Source organism: Enterobacter sp. 22466 (genome assembly GCF_052044775.1).
Classification (GTDB): Bacteria; Pseudomonadota; Gammaproteobacteria; order Enterobacterales; family Enterobacteriaceae; genus Enterobacter; species Enterobacter dissolvens.
On sequence record NZ_JBQENX010000002.1, the window covers coordinates 144341 to 164172 of the forward strand.

The 19832-nt window shown below is 55.7% G+C and carries 19 protein-coding genes; 11 read left to right on the plus strand and 8 right to left on the minus strand.

Annotated features, from left to right (window positions below; genetic code table 11):
• Positions 1–26: 26 nt before the first annotated feature.
• Positions 27–2015 (minus strand): transketolase, encoded by a 1989-nt coding sequence (tkt, locus tag ACTJJI_RS07335; protein WP_440653570.1) that lies wholly within the window; start codon positions 2013–2015, stop codon positions 27–29.
• A gap of 19 nt (positions 2016–2034) precedes the next feature.
• Positions 2035–2985: a transaldolase gene (tal, locus tag ACTJJI_RS07340; RefSeq protein WP_014832846.1), complete on the minus strand. Its 951-nt coding sequence runs from the start codon at positions 2983–2985 to the stop codon at positions 2035–2037.
• 246 nt (positions 2986–3231) lie between these two features.
• Here tal and maeB point away from each other — a divergent pair, with 246 nt between their 5' ends.
• Positions 3232–5511 carry an NADP-dependent oxaloacetate-decarboxylating malate dehydrogenase gene (gene maeB / locus ACTJJI_RS07345; RefSeq protein ID WP_014832845.1) on the plus strand — a complete coding sequence of 760 codons (2280 nt, stop codon included), beginning with the start codon at positions 3232–3234 and terminating at the stop codon, positions 5509–5511.
• 43 nt (positions 5512–5554) lie between these two features.
• Here maeB and hemF read toward each other — a convergent pair whose 3' ends face one another.
• On the minus strand, positions 5555–6454 hold the full coding sequence (gene hemF / locus ACTJJI_RS07350) for an oxygen-dependent coproporphyrinogen oxidase (protein WP_047361155.1): 900 nt from the start codon (positions 6452–6454) through the stop codon (positions 5555–5557).
• Positions 6454–7329 (minus strand): N-acetylmuramoyl-L-alanine amidase AmiA, encoded by an 876-nt coding sequence (gene amiA, locus ACTJJI_RS07355; RefSeq protein ID WP_014832843.1) that lies wholly within the window; start codon positions 7327–7329, stop codon positions 6454–6456. The genes hemF and amiA overlap by 1 nt, the downstream gene beginning before the upstream one ends.
• A 212-nt stretch (positions 7330–7541) precedes the next feature.
• On the opposite strand from amiA, the gene ACTJJI_RS07360 reads away from it, so the two are divergent.
• The 10 genes from ACTJJI_RS07360 to pdxK all read left to right on the plus strand — a co-directional run bounded on the left by ACTJJI_RS07360 (position 7542) and on the right by pdxK (position 15884).
• Positions 7542–7967, plus strand: coding sequence for a GNAT family acetyltransferase (locus tag ACTJJI_RS07360; protein WP_014832842.1), 426 nt, complete (start codon positions 7542–7544; stop codon positions 7965–7967).
• Positions 7954–8403: a DUF2919 domain-containing protein gene (locus ACTJJI_RS07365; RefSeq protein ID WP_014832841.1), complete on the plus strand. Its 450-nt coding sequence runs from the start codon at positions 7954–7956 to the stop codon at positions 8401–8403. Before ACTJJI_RS07360 ends, ACTJJI_RS07365 begins: the two co-directional genes overlap by 14 nt.
• A gap of 63 nt (positions 8404–8466) precedes the next feature.
• The gene (locus ACTJJI_RS07370) at positions 8467–9042 is read left to right on the plus strand and encodes an RpoE-regulated lipoprotein (protein WP_440653571.1); all 576 of its coding nucleotides are present in this window, start codon (positions 8467–8469) and stop codon (positions 9040–9042) included.
• Between the two features lie 92 nt (positions 9043–9134).
• Entirely contained in the window at positions 9135–10034 is a 900-nt protein-coding gene (locus tag ACTJJI_RS07375; RefSeq protein WP_440653572.1) for a Dyp-type peroxidase, read from the plus strand.
• 172 nt (positions 10035–10206) lie between these two features.
• Positions 10207–11220: a thiosulfate/sulfate ABC transporter substrate-binding protein CysP gene (gene cysP, locus ACTJJI_RS07380; protein WP_046888241.1), complete on the plus strand. Its 1014-nt coding sequence runs from the start codon at positions 10207–10209 to the stop codon at positions 11218–11220.
• Complete coding sequence (cysT, locus tag ACTJJI_RS07385; RefSeq protein ID WP_014832837.1) at positions 11220–12053, plus strand: sulfate/thiosulfate ABC transporter permease CysT; 834 nt, start codon at positions 11220–11222, stop codon at positions 12051–12053. The genes cysP and cysT overlap by 1 nt, the downstream gene beginning before the upstream one ends.
• Positions 12053–12928: a sulfate/thiosulfate ABC transporter permease CysW gene (cysW, locus tag ACTJJI_RS07390; RefSeq protein ID WP_014832836.1), complete on the plus strand. Its 876-nt coding sequence runs from the start codon at positions 12053–12055 to the stop codon at positions 12926–12928. The genes cysT and cysW overlap by 1 nt, the downstream gene beginning before the upstream one ends.
• Positions 12918–14012, plus strand: a complete 1095-nt coding sequence (cysA, locus tag ACTJJI_RS07395) for a sulfate/thiosulfate ABC transporter ATP-binding protein CysA (protein WP_014832835.1) — start codon at positions 12918–12920, stop codon at positions 14010–14012. The genes cysW and cysA overlap by 11 nt, the downstream gene beginning before the upstream one ends.
• A 118-nt stretch (positions 14013–14130) precedes the next feature.
• Positions 14131–15042, plus strand: coding sequence for a cysteine synthase CysM (gene cysM, locus ACTJJI_RS07400; RefSeq protein WP_029881761.1), 912 nt, complete (start codon positions 14131–14133; stop codon positions 15040–15042).
• Positions 15043–15047: 5 nt separating this feature from the next.
• Positions 15048–15884 (plus strand): pyridoxine/pyridoxal/pyridoxamine kinase, encoded by an 837-nt coding sequence (gene pdxK / locus ACTJJI_RS07405; protein WP_014832833.1) that lies wholly within the window; start codon positions 15048–15050, stop codon positions 15882–15884.
• Positions 15885–15928: 44 nt separating this feature from the next.
• Here pdxK and crr read toward each other — a convergent pair whose 3' ends face one another.
• From crr to cysK, 4 genes are all read right to left on the minus strand, one after another.
• A complete protein-coding gene (gene crr / locus ACTJJI_RS07410) occupies positions 15929–16438 on the minus strand; it encodes a PTS glucose transporter subunit IIA (protein ID WP_003861316.1) in 510 nt (169 codons plus the stop codon).
• 40 nt (positions 16439–16478) lie between these two features.
• Positions 16479–18206 (minus strand): phosphoenolpyruvate-protein phosphotransferase PtsI, encoded by a 1728-nt coding sequence (gene ptsI / locus ACTJJI_RS07415; protein WP_014832832.1) that lies wholly within the window; start codon positions 18204–18206, stop codon positions 16479–16481.
• Positions 18207–18250: 44 nt separating this feature from the next.
• On the minus strand, positions 18251–18508 hold the full coding sequence (ptsH, locus tag ACTJJI_RS07420) for a phosphocarrier protein Hpr (RefSeq protein WP_000487600.1): 258 nt from the start codon (positions 18506–18508) through the stop codon (positions 18251–18253).
• Positions 18509–18825: 317 nt separating this feature from the next.
• The gene (gene cysK / locus ACTJJI_RS07425) at positions 18826–19797 is read right to left on the minus strand and encodes a cysteine synthase A (RefSeq protein WP_014832831.1); all 972 of its coding nucleotides are present in this window, start codon (positions 19795–19797) and stop codon (positions 18826–18828) included.
• Positions 19798–19832: the final 35 nt, after the last annotated feature.

Consider the following 19832-nt stretch of genomic DNA (forward strand, 5'->3'; position numbering starts at 1 on the left):
TACGCTTACCGGGCACGCAGGCCGCACTAAAGTACGCTTAACGCCTTCTCAACGACGTTCTCAACGGTAAAGCCGAAATACGGGAACAGTTTGTCGGCCGGCGCCGATTCACCGTATCCCCGCATGCCAACAATGGCTCCTTTCAGCCCGACATACTTGTACCAGTAGTCGGCAATACCTGCCTCAACCGCCACGCGGGCCGTCACGCTGGATGGCAGGACCGATTCCCGATACGCCTCATCCTGTGCGTCAAAGATGTCGGTTGAGGGCAGGGAAACCACGCGCACCGCGTGACCTTCGGCAGTCAGTTTCTCTGCCGCTTTGACGGTGATCTCCACCTCGGAACCGGTGGCAATCAGGATCACATCTGGCTTGCCGCCGCTGTCCTTCAGAATGTAGCCGCCGCGGGCAATGTTTTTTACCTGCTCCGGCGTGCGCTCAATCTGCGCCAGGTTCTGACGCGACAGGATCAGCGCCGTCGGTCCATTATGGCGCTCTACCGCCAGCTTCCAGCCCACCGCGGCCTCGACCTGATCGCACGGACGCCAGGTGCTGAAGTTTGGTGTCAGGCGCAGGCTCGCCAGTTGTTCAACCGCCTGGTGAGTGGGGCCGTCTTCCCCAAGCCCGATGGAGTCATGGGTATACACCATAATCTGTCGCGCTTTCATCAGGGCCGCCATGCGCGCGGCGTTACGGGCGTATTCCACAAACATCAGGAAGGTGGCGGTGTAGGGGACAAATCCTCCGTGATGGGCGATGCCGTTGGCAATGGCGGTCATCCCGAACTCGCGTACGCCATAGTGAATATAGTTTCCGGCGATATTCTCTTTCAGCGATGTCGAGCCAGACCAGATGGTCAGGTTGCTCGGGGCCAGATCCGCCGAGCCGCCCAGCAGTTCAGGGAGGATTGGGCCAATCGCATTCAGGGTGTTTTGCGACGCCTTACGGGTGGCGATTTTGGCCGGGTTGGATTGCAGGTTTTCAATCAGCGCCTGCGTTTTCTCTTCCCAGTCCTCCGGTAGACCTCCGCTCATGCGGCGGGTGAACTCGGCCGCCAGCTCCGGGTAGGCCTGTTTGTAGGCGGCAAATTTCTCGTTCCAGGCGTGCTGGGCCTTTTCACCCTCTTCACGGGCATCCCAGGCGCGGTAAATCTCTTTCGGAATTTCGAACGGCGGATATTTCCAGCCCAGTTTCTGCCGGGTCAGCGCAACTTCTTCATCACCCAGCGCCGCCCCGTGTGCCTCTTCTTTACCTGCCTTGTTTGGCGAGCCAAAGCCGATAACCGTGCGGCAGATAATCAGCGACGGTTTGTCCTTCACGCTCTGCGCTTCCTGAATCGCTTTTTTCACCGCCTCGGGATCGTGGCCGTCAATTTCATGCACCACATGCCAGTGGTAGGCCTCAAACCGTTTTGCCGTGTCGTCGGTAAACCAGCCCTCGGTTTCCCCGTCTATGGAGATGCCGTTGTGGTCATAGAAGCCAATCAGCTTGCCCAGTCCCAGCGTGCCCGCCAGCGAACAGACTTCATGGGAGATCCCCTCCATCAGACAGCCGTCTCCCATAAAGACGTACGTGTAGTGATCGACGATGTCATGGCCCGGCTGGTTAAACTGCGCGCCGAGCGTGCGTTCCGCAATGGCCAGCCCAACGGCGTTGGCTAAGCCCTGTCCCAGCGGCCCGGTAGTGGTTTCCACCCCTGGCGTATAGCCAATCTCCGGGTGGCCGGGGGTTTTCGAGTGCAGCTGGCGGAAGTTTTTCAGCTCTTCGAGCGGCAGATCGTAGCCCGACAAATGCAGCAGACTGTAGAGCAGCATCGACGCGTGGCCGTTAGAGAGAATAAAACGGTCGCGATCGTACCAGGTGGGGTCGTTAGGGGTGTGCTTCAGGAAATCATTCCACAACACTTCGGCAATATCTGCCATGCCCATTGGTGCGCCAGGGTGGCCGGAATTGGCTTTTTGCACGGCATCCATGCTGAGGGCGCGAATGGCATTGGCTAACTCTTTACGGGACATAGTTCACTCCGTAGCAAGGTTAAAGTTTGGCGGCGAGAAGATCTTCAAGTTTGCGCTGGTCGACAGCGAACTGGCGGATGCCGTCCGCCAGTTTTTCCACGGCCATGGGGTCCTGATTGTGCTCCCAGCGGAATTCCGCTTCGGTCATGGCTTTCGGTTTGGGTAATACGGTGGATGTGGGCACCAGCTTACGGATCACCGTTTCGTCGCTCTCCTGCAGCTTTTTCAGCAGGTCAGGGGAGATGGTCAGGCGGTCACACCCTGCCAACGCCAGGATCTGCTCGGTACGGCGGAAGCTGGCCCCCATGACGATAGTCTCGTAGCGGTGCTGTTTGTAGTAGTCGTAAATATTACGTACTGACTTCACGCCCGGGTCTTCCTCCACCACGTACGGATCCATCGGCTGTTTTGCCTGATACCAGTCGTAGATGCGCCCGACGAACGGTGAGATCAGGAATACGCCCGCTTCGGCACAGGCGCGTGCCTGCGCAAATGAGAACAGCAGCGTCAGGTTGCAGTGGATCCCCTCTTTCTCCAGTACTTCTGCCGCGCGGATGCCTTCCCAGGTGGAGGCGAGCTTAATCAAAATGCGTGATTTGTCGATCCCCTGCTCCTGGTAGAGTTCGACGAGGCGGCGGGCTTTATTGATGCTCTTCTCTTTATCGAAGGAGAGGCGGGCGTCGACTTCGGTGGAGACGCGCCCCGGGATGCTTTTCAGAATTTCCGCACCGAAATTAACCGCCAGCTTGTCACTGGCTTCGGCAACCTGTTGTTCCTGGGTTTTACCGCGCTGTTTGCCATAGGCAATGGCGTCATCAATCAGGTGACTGAAATGGGCAAGTCCTGCCGCTTTGAGCAGCAGCGACGGGTTGGTGGTTGCGTCTTCAGGCTGGTAGTGCCGAATCGACTCGATATCGCCGCTGTCTGCAACCACGGTAGTGAATTGTTTGATGCCGTCAAGTTGGTTCATAAGTCATGACTCCTTGAAAATAAAAGCGTTAGACGAGTGCGTTAGTTCACACTTCTGGAAAAATCATGATGGACTTAACAAAAAAGCATAGCAGACGGGGGAGGCATTGCTTTTGAGACGGGTAACATGGCTGTTATAAATTGATAACAATTTTTAATGTGTGATGGTGAGAGTTTGGCAGCCTTCAAAGTTTATGCGGCAGCCTGCGGCGATACTATCTGACCGATACGTAAAAGGAATAACAAGATGGACGATCAGTTAAAACAGAGTGCCCTTGATTTTCATGAGTTTCCTGTCCCGGGTAAAATCCAGGTTTCCCCGACAAAACCGCTGGCAACCCAGCGCGACCTGGCGCTGGCCTACTCGCCGGGCGTGGCGGCACCGTGTCTCGAAATTGAAAAAGATCCGCTGGCCGCCTACAAATATACCGCGCGCGGCAACCTGGTCGCCGTGATCTCTAACGGTACGGCGGTGCTGGGCCTGGGCAACATTGGTGCGCTGGCCGGTAAGCCTGTGATGGAAGGGAAGGGCGTTCTGTTCAAGAAATTCGCCGGTATCGACGTGTTTGATATCGAAGTGGACGAACACGATCCCGATAAATTCATCAACGTCGTGGCGGCGCTGGAGCCGACCTTTGGCGGGATTAACCTCGAAGACATCAAAGCGCCGGAATGTTTCTACATTGAGCAGAAACTGCGTGAACGTATGAACATTCCCGTGTTCCATGATGACCAGCACGGGACGGCGATCATCAGCACTGCCGCCATTCTTAACGGCCTGCGCGTGGTGGAGAAAAATCTCTCTGACGTGCGCATGGTAGTCTCCGGCGCGGGTGCGGCGGCCATTGCCTGTATGAACCTGCTGGTGGCGCTCGGGATGCAGAAACACAACATCGTGGTCTGCGACTCCAAAGGGGTGATCTACAAAGACCGCGAACCGAACATGGCGGAAACCAAAGCAGCCTACGCGGTGGACGACGACGGCAAGCGTACGCTTGAGGAGGTCATTGACGGCGCGGATATCTTCCTGGGCTGTTCAGGCCCGAAAGTGCTGACCCAGGAGATGGTGAAGAAGATGGCGCGTGCGCCAATGATTCTGGCGCTGGCGAACCCCGAGCCGGAAATCCTGCCGCCGCTGGCGAAAGCGGTGCGTGAAGATGCCATCATCTGTACCGGTCGCTCCGACTATCCGAACCAGGTGAACAACGTGCTCTGCTTCCCGTTCATCTTCCGTGGGGCGCTGGACGTAGGCGCGACGGCCATCAACGAAGAGATGAAGCTGGCGGCGGTGCACGCCATTGCGGAGCTGGCCCATGCCGAGCAGAGCGAAGTGGTCGCTTCAGCCTATGGCGATCAGGATCTGAGCTTTGGCCCGGACTACATCATTCCAAAACCGTTCGACCCGCGTCTGATTGTCAAAATCGCGCCAGCGGTCGCGAAAGCGGCAATGGACTCCGGCGTGGCAACGCGACCTATTACTGATTTCGATGCTTACGTGGATAAGCTCACCGAGTTTGTCTACAAAACCAACCTGTTTATGAAGCCGATCTTCTCTCAGGCGCGTACCGATGCGAAGCGGGTGGTGCTGGCGGAAGGGGAAGAGGCGCGCGTGCTGCACGCCACGCAGGAGCTGATCACCTTAGGGCTGGCGAAGCCGATCCTGATTGGCCGCCCGAGCGTTATTGAAATGCGTATCCAGAAACTGGGCCTGCAGATCAAACCGGGTGTTGATTTTGAGATCGTGAATAACGAATCCGACCCGCGCTTTAAAGAGTACTGGAGCGAATACTACGCGATCATGAAGCGTCGCGGGATCACTCAGGAGCAGGCGCAGCGTGCGGTAATCAGCAACACCACGGTGATTGGCGCAATCATGGTTCATCGCGGCGAGGCGGATGCGCTGATCTGCGGCACCATCGGTGATTACCACGAGCATTTCAGCGTGGTGCAGGAGATCTTCGGCTATCGCGACGGTGTGCACACGGCCGGGGCGATGAACGCGCTGCTGCTGCCAAGCGGTAACACCTTTATCGCCGATACCTACGTCAACGACGATCCAACCCCGGACGAGCTGGCGGAAATCACCGTGATGGCGGCCGAAACCGTGCGTCGCTTTGGTATCGAACCGAAGGTGGCGCTGCTGTCGCACTCTAACTTCGGCTCCTCTAAATCTGCGGCGGCGTGCAAAATGCGTCAGACGCTGGAGCTGGTTCGCGAGCGCGCGCCGGAGCTGATGATTGACGGTGAGATGCACGGCGACGCTGCACTGGTGGAGAGTATCCGCAATGAACGTATGCCGGACAGCCCGCTGAAAGGCTCAGCGAATATCCTGATTATGCCAAACGTGGAAGCGGCGCGTATCAGCTACAACCTGCTGCGCGTCTCCAGCTCTGAAGGGGTGACCGTAGGGCCGGTGCTGATGGGGGTGGCGAAACCGGTGCATGTGTTAACGCCGATTGCCTCTGTACGCCGTATCGTGAACATGGTGGCGCTGGCGGTAGTGGAGGCGCAGACGCAGCCGCTGTGATTTATTGCCCTCTCCCTAAGGGAGAGGGCCGGGGTGAGGGGGGTTAAACCCAGTCCCGAACCTGAATAAACTCACTCAGGGCAGCCTCCGGGCTGCCTTCTTTTGGCGCGTAGCAGTACTCCCAGCGCACCAGCGGCGGCATCGACATCAGAATCGACTCTGTGCGCCCGCCGGTCTGCAGGCCAAACAGCGTTCCGCGATCCCACACCAGGTTGAACTCCACGTAGCGCCCGCGACGGTAAAGCTGGAACTCGCGTTCACGCACACCGTAGTCGGTGTTTTTACGCCGTTCAACAATGGGCAGATAGGCGTCGGTATAGCCTTCGCCCACCGCGCGCATAAAGCTGAACGCGGTATCAAAATCAGGCGTGTTCAGATCGTCAAAGAACAGCCCGCCAATACCGCGCTGTTCGTCGCGGTGTTTTAAGTAAAAGTAGTCGTCGCACCACTTTTTGTATTTCGGGTAAACGTCTTCGCCAAACGGCAGGCAGAGGTCGCGCGCGGTGGTGTGCCAGTGCACGGCATCCTCTTCAAAGCCGTAGTAGGGGGTCATGTCGAAACCGCCCCCGAACCACCAGACCGGATCGGCCCCCGGTTTTTCCGCGATGAAAAAACGCACGTTGGCGTGGCTGGTCGGGACAAACGGGTTGTGCGGGTGTACCACCAGCGAAACGCCCATTGCTTCGAAGCTCCGGCCCGCCAGTTCAGGACGATGCGCCGTCGCAGAGGCAGGCATCGCATCACCGTGAACATGAGAGAAATTGACGCCAGCCTGTTCGAAGATACCGCCGTTTCGCAATACGCGGCTACGCCCACCGCCACCGGCTTCGCGCTGCCAGTTATCTTCCTGAAAGTCACCGCCGTCTACGGCGGCCAGTTTCTGGCAAATCTCATCCTGCAACTGCAGCAGGAAGGATTTGACCCGCTTTGCATTCGGTTTCATCAACGTTTCCTGGAGTGCGCTTTTTGATTATCGAACCAGTTAAAGTAACTGATAATGCCGGAGGCGATGGCACTGGCGATCTTCTGGCGAAACGCCGTGGTGCCGAGCAGACGTTCTTCCTCCGGGTTGGTAATAAAAGAGGTTTCGACCAGTACGGAGGGAATTGACGGTGACTTCAGCACCACAAACGCTGCCTGCTCGGTACTCCTGCTGTGCAGGCGATGCACCGGCTTAATCTTCTTCAGGATGTGCGAGCCGAGCGTCAGGCTGTTTTTAATGGTGTCCGTCTGCACAAGGTCAAACAGCACCTGCTGTAACAGATGATCTTTGTCGGTCGCTTTTTTTCCGGCTACCTCATCCGCGCGGTTTTCACGGTCCGAGAGGTATTTTGCCATGGCGCTACTGGCCCCACGGTTGGAGAGGGCGAACACTGACGCACCCGCCGCCGACGGGTTGGTAAAGCCGTCCGCGTGAATGGACATAAACAGATCGGCCCCGTGCTGGTGGGCAATCTCCACGCGGTCATACAGCGGAATAAAGGTATCGCCCGTGCGCGTCAGACGGGCGTCAATGCCGTTGCTGCGTAAAATCGATCGCACATTTTTTGCAATCGCCAGTACAACATGTTTTTCTTTCGAACCGTTTTTGCCAATGGCTCCGGTATCAATACCGCCGTGGCCCGGGTCGAGCATCACCAGACGCTTCGCGCCCGGTTTTTTGGCTTTGGGTTTGCTGTGTCCGTTACTGGTTTTAAGCGTGCTCTCTTCTTTTGCCTGAGCCTGCTGTGCGATGCCCGTTAACGTTAAGGCCGCCAGCCCCGCTTTGAGAACCTGACGACGCGATGTGAGTGCTTTTAATGGTTTGAATGTGCTCATGCGGCCTGAATAGTAAAAATTGCGGTCCTGGTGTTATATCGTATCGCGTTTAGCGTTACGACAGTCCTTATTGAGAATTGTTTTACTTTTCATTTCAATACGTGACAAAGTGACATTATGCCAAATTTTGGTGAGATTTTCCCCGGTTATTGGCTAAATGCACGCTTCGCGCCATAATCACTGTTTTTAAACCCGAAAAGGCGGTTAATACCATGGAGATACGCGTTTTTCGCCAGGAAGATTTCGAAGAGGTCATTACCCTTTGGGAGCGCTGCGATTTGCTGCGTCCGTGGAACGATCCAGAGATGGACATTGAGCGTAAGCTAAATCACGACGTCAGTCTGTTTCTGGTGGCGGAAGTGAACGGCGAAGTGGTGGGCACGGTGATGGGCGGTTATGACGGCCATCGCGGCTCTGCTTATTATCTGGGCGTTCACCCGGAATACCGGGGGCGCGGCATTGCCAACGCGCTGCTCAATCGTCTTGAGAAAAAACTGATCGCTCGCGGTTGCCCTAAAATTCAGATCATGGTGCGCGAAGATAACGACGTGGTGCTGGGCATGTATGAACGTCTGGGCTATGAACACGCTGACGTGCTGAGCTTAGGTAAGCGTCTGATCGAAGATGAAGAGTATTGAGATCCACCCGGCAGATTACGACGCGCAGGGGCGTGTCAGGCTGCCTTTCTTATTCTGGTGCGTACTGTTGCTGCAGGCCCGCACCTGGGTGCTGTTTGTCATGGCCGCCGCGTCCCGCGGGCAGGGCGATACATTACTGACGCTCTTTTATCCCGATCACGACGCCTTTTGGCTCGGCCTGTTACCGGGCGTACCGGCGGTGGTGACGTTTTTGTGCAGCGGCCGACGACAGGCGATCCCACGGCTTTGGCGTGCGCTTCGCTGGCTGCTGATCCTGGCCCAGATTGCGCTGCTCTGCTGGCAGCCTGTGCTCTGGTGGTATGGTGAACCGCTTACGGGCATCGGCATTGCGCTGGTGGTGGCCGATATCGTGGCGCTGCTGTGGCTGCTGACTAACCCCCGCTTACGCGCCTGTTTTACGCATGAGTCAGATTAACGCGGCACTTTTTGCCGATGCTGCACTCCAACAAGCGTTGATTTAACACGTAAGGACGTTTCAATGAAATCGCTGCGTTTACTTTTATGCGCTCTCCCGCTGGCGTTAACCGGCTGTTCAACGCTCTCCTCCATTAACTGGTCGGCCGCTTATCCGTGGAACTGGTTTGGCTCTTCACTGGAACTGACCGAGCAGGGCGTGGGCAACATTACCGCCGCGACGGCGCTGGATCAGGACGCGCTTCAGGCGGCCCTGAGCAGCGACTATCGTCTGCGCAGCGGCATGAAAACTGAAAACGGCACTATCGTGCGTTACTTCGAAGCGCTGAAGGGGGACAAACTGGCGCTGGTGATTAACGGCGATAAAGGCACGGTAAACCGTATTGCCGTGCTGGATGATGCCATCCCGACAGCGAGCGGCGTGAAGGTTGGCACGCCGTTTAGCGATCTGTATAAACAGGCTTTCGGCAACTGTGCCAGCGCGCCTTCAGACGATGGTGTGACGGTGCAATGTAAAGCGCCGGACAGCCAGCACATCAGCTACCTCTTTACCGGAACCTGGAGCGGCCCGGAAGGGTTAATGCCGTCTGACGACACGCTGAAAAACTGGAAAGTGAGCAAAATACTCTGGCAGCAGTAATTTGCGCCTGAACAATCCGTCTCGCTGAAATCCGGGTATAATACCCGCCATCAATGCCACGTTGTCGTGGCATCTTTATTTCAGGAGGAGCGATGTCTCAGGTTCAGAGTGGCATTTTGCCAGAACATTGCCGCGCGGCGATTTGGATTGAAGCCAATGTGAAAGGGGATGTGGATGCCCTGCGTGCGGCCAGTAAAGCGTTTGTGGATAAACTGGCCACCTTCCAGGCCAAATTCCCGGATGCCCATCTGGGTGCTGTGGTGGCCTTTGGCAATAACGTCTGGCGTCAGCTGAGCGGTGGCGAAGGGGCGGAAGAGTTAAAAGACTTTATCCCTTACGGTAAAGGCCTGGCACCGGCAACCCAGTACGACGTGTTGATCCATATTCTCTCTCTGCGCCACGACGTAAACTTCTCCGTTGCCAAGGCGGCGGTAGCGGCGTTTGGTGACAGCATTGACGTTCAGGAAGAAGTCCACGGTTTCCGCTGGGTGGAAGAGCGTGACCTGAGCGGCTTTGTCGACGGGACAGAAAACCCGGCAGGTGAAGAGACGCGCCGTGAAGTGGCGGTCATCAAGGACGGTGTGGACGCAGGCGGCAGCTACGTATTTGTTCAGCGCTGGGAGCATAACCTTAAGCAGCTTAACCGCATGAGTGTGCAGGACCAGGAGATGATGATTGGCCGTACCAAAGAGGCCAACGAAGAGATCGACGGCGACGAACGCCCGGTGACCTCGCACCTGAGCCGCGTTGACCTCAAGGAAGACGGTAAAGGGCTGAAGATTGTTCGCCAGAGCCTGCCGTATGGCACCGCAAGCGGAACGCATGGCCTCTACTTCTGTGCCTACTGCGCGCGTCTGTACAATATTGAGCAACAGTTGCTGAGCATGTTCGGCGATACCGACGGTAAGCGTGACGCCATGCTGCGCTTCACCAAACCGGTCACCGGCGGCTACTACTTCGCACCATCCATTGAGCGTCTGCTGGCGCTGTAATTCCCTTTCTCCCTCTCCCTCCGGGAGAGGGTTGGGGTGAGGGCAACAGGCCGCACCCTTATTCCCTTTTCTGCTTGTAAATCACCAAACGGTATATAAAACCGTTACTCCTTTCGTCCTCGTTATAAATATTATGACTATAAGATAGTCATCACATTTATAAGGGTGCGCAATGGCCGTTACTGTACTGAAAAAAGGATCCCTGGCACTGGCAGGTTTACTGCTGGTGGCACAGGCGCAGGCGACTGAGCTGCTGAACAGCTCATATGACGTCTCCCGCGAGCTGTTTGCCGCCCTTAACCCGCCGTTTGAGCAGCAGTGGGCGAAAGACAATAACGGTGACAAGCTGACCATCAAACAGTCTCACGCCGGTTCGTCCAAACAGGCGCTGGCGATCCTTCAGGGACTGAAAGCGGATGTGGTGACCTACAACCAGGTGACCGATGTGCAGATCCTGCATGACAAAGGCAAGCTCATCCCGGCCGACTGGCAGAGCCGTTTACCAAACAACAGCTCGCCGTTCTACTCCACCATGGGCTTCCTGGTGCGCAAGGGCAACCCAAAGAATATCCACGACTGGAGCGATCTGGTTCGTTCTGACGTAAAGCTGATTTTCCCGAACCCAAAAACCTCCGGCAACGCGCGTTATACCTATTTAGCGGCGTGGGGCGCGGCGGACAAGGCTGACGGTAACGATAAGGCCAAAACCGAGCAGTTCATGACCCAGTTCCTGAAAAACGTCGAAGTGTTTGATACCGGCGGCCGCGGAGCAACGACAACCTTCGCAGAACGCGGTCTGGGCGATGTGCTGATTAGCTTTGAATCGGAAGTGAACAACATCCGCAAACAGTATGAAGCGCAGGGCTTTGAGGTCGTTATCCCGAAAACCAACATCCTGGCCGAGTTCCCGGTGGCGTGGGTGGATAAAAACGTGCAGGCAAACGGCACCGAGAAAGCGGCAAAAGCCTATCTCAACTACCTGTACAGCCCACAGGCGCAGACCATCATTACCGATTACTACTATCGCGTGAACAACCCTGACGTGATGAAAAAACTGAAAGATAAATTCCCGCAGACTGCGCTGTTCCGCGTGGAGGATCATTTCGGCTCCTGGCCTGAGGTGATGAAAACGCATTTTGCCAGCGGCGGTGAATTAGACAAATTGCTGGCGGCGGGGCGTAAGTAATGTTTGCCGTATCGACTAAACGCGTGCTGCCGGGTTTTACCTTAAGCCTCGGGACCAGCCTGCTGTTCGTCTGCCTGATTTTGTTGTTGCCGCTCAGCGCGCTGGTGATGCAGCTTGCGCAGATGAGCTGGTCCCAGTACTGGGAAGTGGTCACCAACCCGCAGGTCGTTGCAGCCTATAAAGTCACGCTGCTGTCGGCGTTTGTGGCCTCGATTTTCAACGGCGTGTTTGGCCTGCTGATGGCGTGGATTTTAACCCGCTATCGCTTCCCGGGCCGCACGCTGCTCGATGCATTGATGGATTTACCCTTTGCTCTGCCGACCGCCGTTGCCGGTTTAACGCTGGCGTCACTTTTCTCCGTCAACGGGTTGTACGGTGAGTGGCTGGCGAAGTTTGACATCAAAGTGACCTATACCTGGCTTGGTATCGCGGTGGCGATGGCCTTTACCAGCATTCCGTTTGTGGTGCGTACCGTACAGCCGGTGCTCGAAGAGTTAGGCCCGGAATATGAAGAGGCGGCAGAAACGCTGGGGGCTACACGCTGGCAGAGCTTCCGTAAAGTTGTCCTGCCTGAGCTGTCCCCGGCGCTGATGGCGGGGGTGGCGCTGTCGTTCACCCGTAGCCTCGGCGAGTTCGGTGCGGTCATTTTTATCGCCGGTAACATTGCGTGGAAAACAGAAGTGACATCGCTGATGATTTTTATCCGTTTGCAGGAGTTTGATTACCCGGCGGCGAGCGCCATTGCCTCGGTCATTCTTGCCGCATCGTTGCTGCTGCTCTACTCAATCAACACTCTGCAAAGTCGCTTTGGTCGACGTGTGGTAGGTCACTGATGGCGGAAGTTACTCAATTGAAGCGATACGACGCGCCCCGCATCAACTGGGGGAAATGGTTTCTGATTGGTACGGGCGTGCTGGTTTCCGCTCTTATCCTCGTGGTACCGACAATCTATATTTTCGTTCAGGCGTTCAGTAAAGGGATAATGCCCGCGCTGGAAAACCTGGCGGACCCGGATATGCTGCACGCCATCTGGCTGACCGTGCTGATTGCGCTGATCACGGTGCCGGTCAACCTGGTGTTTGGTACGCTGCTGGCCTGGCTGGTGACGCGCTTTAACTTCCCGGGGCGTCAGATGCTGCTGACCCTGCTGGATATCCCGTTTGCCGTCTCCCCGGTGGTTGCGGGTCTCGTTTACCTGCTGTTTTACGGTTCCAACGGGCCGCTGGGTGGCTGGCTGGATGAGCATAACCTGCAGGTGATGTTTGCCTGGCCGGGTATGGTGCTGGTGACCATCTTTGTGACCTGTCCGTTTGTGGTGCGTGAACTGGTGCCGGTGATGTTAAGCCAGGGGAGCAACGAAGACGAAGCGGCTGTGCTGCTGGGCGCGTCTGGCTGGCAGATGTTCCGCCGCGTCACGCTGCCGAATATTCGTTGGGCACTGCTCTATGGTGTGGTGCTGACCAACGCGCGCGCAATTGGTGAGTTCGGGGCGGTGTCGGTGGTATCCGGTTCCATTCGAGGTGAAACCCTGTCGCTGCCGTTACAGATTGAACTGCTGCAGCAGGATTACAACACCATCGGCTCCTTTACCGCCGCAGCGTTGCTGACGCTGATGGCTATTTTGACCCTGTTTTTGAAGAGTGTGGTGCAGTGGCGTTTAGAGAATCAGGAAAAACGTCAGCATCAGGAGGGAAATCATGAGCATTGAGATTGCCAATATTAAGAAGTCTTTTGGTCGCACCCAGGTGCTGAATGATATCTCGCTGGATATCCCTTCCGGACAAATGGTGGCGCTGCTGGGGCCATCTGGTTCGGGCAAAACCACGCTGCTGCGTATTATCGCCGGTCTTGAGCATCAGACCAGCGGGCATATCCGTTTTCACGGCACCGACGTGAGCCGGCTGCATGCCCGCGATCGTAAAGTCGGCTTTGTGTTCCAGCATTACGCGCTGTTCCGCCATATGACGGTGTTCGACAATATCGCCTTTGGCCTGACCGTTCTCCCTAAGCGTGAGCGTCCGGACGCGGCAACCATCAAAGCGAAGGTGACCAAACTGCTGGAGATGGTGCAGCTGGCCCACCTGGCTGACCGTTTCCCGGCGCAGCTTTCCGGCGGGCAGAAACAGCGCGTCGCGCTGGCCCGCGCGCTGGCGGTTGAACCGCAAATTCTGCTGCTGGATGAGCCGTTCGGGGCGCTGGATGCGCAGGTGCGTAAAGAGCTTCGTCGCTGGCTGCGTCAGCTGCATGAAGAGCTGAAATTCACCAGCGTGTTCGTCACCCACGACCAGGAAGAGGCGATGGAAGTCGCGGATCGCGTGGTGGTAATGAGCCAGGGGAATATTGAGCAGGTTGATGAGCCAGAGCAGCTCTGGCGTGAACCTGCGACCCGTTTTGTGCTGGAGTTTATGGGCGAAGTTAACCGTCTGCAGGGCACCGTACGGGGTGGACAATTCCACGTCGGGGCACACCGTTGGCCGCTGGGATACACGCCAGCCCATCAGGGGCCGGTGGATCTGTTCCTGCGCCCGTGGGAAGTGGATGTCAGCCGTCGAACCAGCCTGGATTCACCGCTGCCGGTGCAGGTGCTGGAAGCTAGCCCTAAAGGGCACTACACGCAAATGGTGGTACAACCGCTGGGCTGGTATACCGAGCCGCTGACGGTGGTAATGCGCGATGAAGAGGCGCCACACCGGGGGGAACGCCTGTTTGTGGGGCTGCAGCATGCCCGTATTTATCACGGTAACCAGCGCATCGAGACGCGTGAGGATGTTGCTCTGGCGGAGTCAGCCTGATAGGTTATTAGGATGTTTATCGCCCGGTGGCGCTTCGCTGACCGGGCCTACAGCTAAAACTGCGTCTTGTAGGCCGGGTAAGCGAAGCGCCACCCGGCTTTTTTATTGAGTAAAAATCGTGAATACACTCGAACACACCATCGGCAACACTCCTCTGGTCAAGCTCCAGCGCATGGGGCCGGACAACGGCAGCGAAATCTGGGTCAAACTCGAAGGCAATAACCCGGCGGGGTCGGTCAAAGACCGCGCGGCATTGTCGATGATTGTTCAGGCCGAAAAGCGCGGTGAAATTAAGCCTGGCGACGTGCTCATTGAGGCCACCAGCGGGAATACCGGCATTGCGCTGGCGATGATTGCCGCGCTGAAAGGCTACCGCATGAAGCTGCTGATGCCGGACAACATGAGCCAGGAGCGCCGCGCCGCGATGCGGGCGTACGGTGCCGAGCTGATACTGGTGACCAAAGAGCAAGGAATGGAAGGGGCGCGCGACTTAGCGCTGGCGATGGCTGAGCGTGGTGAAGGCAAGCTGCTGGATCAGTTCAACAATCCGGATAACCCCTACGCCCACTACACGACCACAGGCCCGGAAATCTGGCAACAAACAGACGGACGTATCACCCATTTTGTCTCCAGCATGGGCACCACCGGCACCATTACCGGCGTGTCGCGTTTTCTGCGTGAGCAGGAAAAACCGGTCACCATTGTCGGTCTGCAGCCGGAAGAGGGGAGCAGCATTCCCGGTATTCGCCGCTGGCCGGCAGAGTATATGCCGGGCATCTTTAATGCTCAGCTGGTGGATCAGGTGCTGGATATTCATCAGCGCGAGGCGGAGAATACCATGCGTGAGCTGGCGGTACGTGAAGGCATCTTCTGCGGGGTCAGTTCAGGTGGCGCGGTAGCTGGCGCGATGCGGGTGGCGCAGGAGAACCCTGGTGCAGTGGTGGTGGCGATTATCTGCGACCGCGGCGATCGCTATCTGTCTACCGGCGTCTTTGGTGAAGAGAGTTATTCGCAGGGGGCGGGGATTTAAGCGTCATGGAGATGATTCTATTCCGGGATAACACCCGGGCGCAGCAAACCGATATTGTCGCCGTACAGTCGCAGGTGGTGTACGGCAGCGTGGGGAACAGCATTGCGGTACCGAATATTCGCACCCACCGGCTGAACGTCACCGCCGTACCGACGGTGCTGTTCAGCAACACGCCGCACTATGACACCTTTTACGGCGGGGTGATCCCGGATGAGTGGTTCAGCGGCTACCTGAAGGCGCTGGAAGAGCGCGAGATCCTGCGCGAGCTTAAGGCGGTTACCACCGGCTATATGGGCAGCGCCAGCCAGATCGTTCTGCTGGCACAGTGGCTGAAGGCGATCAAGGTGCAGCATCCGGACCTGCTGGTGCTGGTCGACCCGGTGATCGGGGATATCGACAGCGGGATGTACGTTAAACCTGATATTCCAGAGGCGTATCGTGAGCATCTGCTGCCGCTGGCGCAGGGCATTACGCCCAATGTATTCGAACTGGAAGTGTTAAGCGGTAAACCGTGCCGCACGCCAGAGAGCGCCATCGCCGCCGCGCAGGGGCTGCTTTCCGATACGCTGAAATGGGTGGCGATAACCAGTGCGCCAGTGGCCGATGACCCGCAGAATATTCACGTCGTGCTGGTGAGTAAAGAGGGCGTTACCGTAAGCGCGCACCCGCGCGTCGAGACGGATCTGAAAGGCACGGGCGATCTGTTCTGTTCAGAACTGGTCAGCGGTATTGTGGGGGGAAAAACCGTTGCTGACGCCATACGCATGGCAGGCGATCGGGTGACTGACGTCATGATTTATACGCAGTCGAAAGGTTACGACGAGCTTATCCTCCCCGCATAAACAAAAATGGCGCCCGAAGGCGCCATTTTTCTGTGCGGCAAGAATTACTTCTTGATGCGGATAACCGGGGTTTCACCCACGGTGACGCTGCCAGACAGTTTGATCAGTTCTTTGATTTCGTCCATGTTGGAGATAACAACCGGAGTCAGGGTTGACTTCGCTTTTTCTTCCAGCAGTGGCAGATCGAATTCAATCACCGGGTCGCCAACTTTAACACGCTGGCCTTCTTCTGCGATACGTTTGAAGCCTTCGCCTTTCAGTTCAACGGTGTCGATACCGAAGTGAACGAACAGTTCGATACCGCTATCAGATTCGATAGAGAACGCATGGTTGGTTTCAAAAATTTTACCGATGGTGCCGTCAACTGGAGCAACCATTTTGTTGCCAGTTGGTTTGATAGCAATGCCATCACCAACGATTTTCTCAGCAAACACTACATCCGGCACGTCTTCGATGTTGACGATCTCGCCGGAGAGCGGAGCAACAATCTCAATAGTTCCGGAGTCTTTCTTATCATCAGAAACCAGAGATTTCAGTTTATCGAACAAACCCATGATCTTCTCCTAAGCAGTAATTTGGGCCGCATCTCGTGGATTAGCAGATTGTTTTTTCTTCAATGAACTTGTTAACCAGCGTCATTAACTCGTCCGTTGTCGGTTGAGCAAGAGCCTGCTCTGCTAACACCTTCGCATCTTCGAAGTTCGTGTTACGGATAATCTTCTTAATGCGCGGGATGGAAATGGCGCTCATAGAGAATTCGTCCAGACCCATACCCAGCAACAGAAGTGTAGCACGTTCGTCGCCTGCAAGCTCACCACACATGCCAGTCCATTTACCTTCTGCATGAGAAGCATCAATAACTTGCTTGATCAAGTTCAGTACGGACGGTGACATTGGCTGGTAGAGATGTGAAATCATATCATTACCACGGTCAACTGCCAGGGTGTACTGCGTTAAATCATTGGTGCCGATACTAAAGAAATCAACTTCTTTGGCTAAATGACGCGCAATGGTCGCGGCTGCCGGTGTTTCCACCATCACGCCGATCTCAATTGACTCGTCAAATGCTTTACCTTCGTCACGCAGTTCCTGTTTGTAGATCTCGATCTCTTTCTTCAGTGCACGCACTTCTTCAACAGAGATGATCATCGGGAACATAATGCGCAGCTTGCCGAAAGCAGAGGCACGCAGAATCGCACGCACCTGGTCACGTAGGATCTCTTTACGATCCATGGCGATACGCACTGCACGCCAGCCCAGGAACGGGTTCTCTTCTTTCGGGAAGTTCATATACGGCAGCTCTTTGTCGCCACCGATGTCCATGGTACGGACGATAACGGCCTGGGAGCCGCAGGCTTCAGCCACCGCTTTGTACGCTGCAAACTGCTCTTCTTCAGTTGGCAGGGCATCACGGTCCATGAACAGGAATTCAGTACGATACAGACCCACACCTTCCGCGCCGTTGCGCTCAGCGCCATCGACGTCGCGTACGGTACCGATGTTAGCGCACACTTCTACCTGATGGCCGTCCAGCGTAATAGCTGGCAGGTCTTTCAGTTTAGCGAGCTCCGCTTTCTCGGTCGCAACCTGCTCCTGAACGGCGCGCAGTTTCTCGATCTCTTCGTTGGTTGGGTTGACGTAAACCATGTTGTTTACGGCATCCAGAATCAGATAGTCGTCGTTTTTCACCTGAGAGGTGACGCTACCGGTACCCACGATGGCAGGCAGTTCCAGAGAACGTGCCATGATAGAGGTGTGGGAAGTACGGCCACCGGCGTCGGTGATGAAACCCAGCACCTTGTTCAGGTTCAGCTGTGCGGTTTCAGACGGGGTCAGGTCAGCGGCAACCAGGATCACTTCGTCCTGAATCGCGCTCAGATCGATAATGGCCAGACCCAGGATGTTGCGCAGCAGGCGCTTACCGATATCACGTACGTCGGCCGCACGTTCTTTCAGGTATTCATCATCCAGTTCTTCCAGGGCAGTTGCCTGACCTTCGATAACTTCATGGGCAGCCGCGTCGGCCGTCATGCCTTTATCTTTAATCAGGGCTATGATTTCCTGCTCCAGCTCCTCATCTTCGAGCAGCATGATGTGCCCTTCGAAGATAGCTTCTTTTTCTTCACCGAAAGTTTCGCCAGCTTTAGTTTTGATCGCTTCCAGTTGCGCAGATGCCTTGGCACGACCGCTCAGAAAACGTTCAACTTCCTGATCAACCTTGTCGGCAGAAATTTTTTTCCGGTCGATGACGATCTCGTCTTCTTTCAGCAGCAATGCTTTGCCGAAAGCGATACCCGGGGATGCTAAAATGCCTGAAATCATAACCCTACCTTACTTGTGACTGATATTTAAAAGAACCCGGAAACTTACTCGAGCTCAGCCATCAGTTTTACCAGATGCTCAACTGCTTTCTGCTCGTCTTCACCTTCAGCAGAGATGGTGACTACGGTGCCCTGAGTCAGGCCCAGAGTCTGCAGTTTGAACAGGCTTTTTGCGCTAGCGCTTTTGCCGTTGGAAGTCACAGTGATTTCAGAAGTGAAGCCTTTCGCTTCTTTAACAAACTGAGCAGCAGGGCGGGTGTGCAGACCGTTCGGAGCGGTAATGGTAACTTCTTGCTGGAACATTGTATTTCCCCAACTTATAGGTTTAGTGTTGTGGAACTAAAGTCTAGCCTGGCGACTGAACTTTAGCCTGTATTGTTAGCGCTGACGTTTCGATCGTCATTAAACATTATGCAGCGAAAGCAAGACTTGAACCAAATCATAAAATCGATTCAGCAAGGCTATTTCGTTCGCTGATTAATTTCACGCATCAAAATAATTGCTGGTTTAAATACCAGACCCAACGGGGTGAATCAATGCCAGGAGGGGTAAAACTTTGAAGCAGGCCACAAAAAAGCACCTAAAAAGGTGCTTTTTTACGCGTTATTAACATGCTGGCATTACTGTTGCAGTTCTTTTTCAGTAAACAGATCGGCAAACAGTGCAGTGCTTAAGTAACGCTCACCCGAAGAAGGCAGGATAACCACAATATTCTTATTGGTAAAGGCCTCATCTTCCTGAAGTTTGAGCGCCGCCGCAACGGCAGCACCGGAAGAGATACCCGCCAGGATACCTTCTTCGTCCATCAGGCGACGTGCGGTCGAGATGGCTTCTTCGTTCGTGATCGTCACGACTTTATCAATCAGCTTCAGATCCAGGTTGCCCGGAATGAAGCCTGCGCCAATACCCTGAATCTTGTGCGGGCCTGGTTTGAGTTCTTCGCCCGCCAGCGCCTGAGAGATAACCGGCGAGTCGGTCGGTTCAACGGCCACGGTGATCAGGTCTTTTTTACCTTTCGTGCCTTTTATATAGCGCGACACACCGGTCAGCGTGCCGCCGGTACCCACGCCAGAGATAAATACATCAACCTGACCATCGGTATCTTCCCAGATTTCCGGGCCGGTGGTTTTTTCGTGGATTTCCGGGTTTGCCGGGTTGCTGAACTGCTGAAGCAGCAGGTATTTCGCCGGATCGCTGGCAACAATCTCTTCGGCTTTCTGAATGGCACCTTTCATGCCTTTCGCGCCTTCGGTCAGCACCAGGTTTGCGCCCAGCGCTTTCAGCAGCTTGCGACGCTCGATGCTCATGGTTTCAGGCATGGTCAGCGTCAGTTTATAGCCACGCGCCGCAGCGACATAGGCCAGTGCGATGCCAGTGTTGCCGCTGGTAGGCTCTACCAGCTCAACGCCAGGCTTGAGCACGCCACGTTTTTCGGCATCCCAAATCATATTTGCACCGATACGGCATTTTACGCTGAAGCTCGGGTTGCGTGATTCGACCTTCGCCAGAATGCGTCCATTACCGATACGGTTCAGTCGAACCAGGGGCGTATGACCGATAGTCAGCGAGTTGTCTTCATAAATCTTACTCATGGCCTGTCCTTAACTGTATGAAATTGGGATACCGA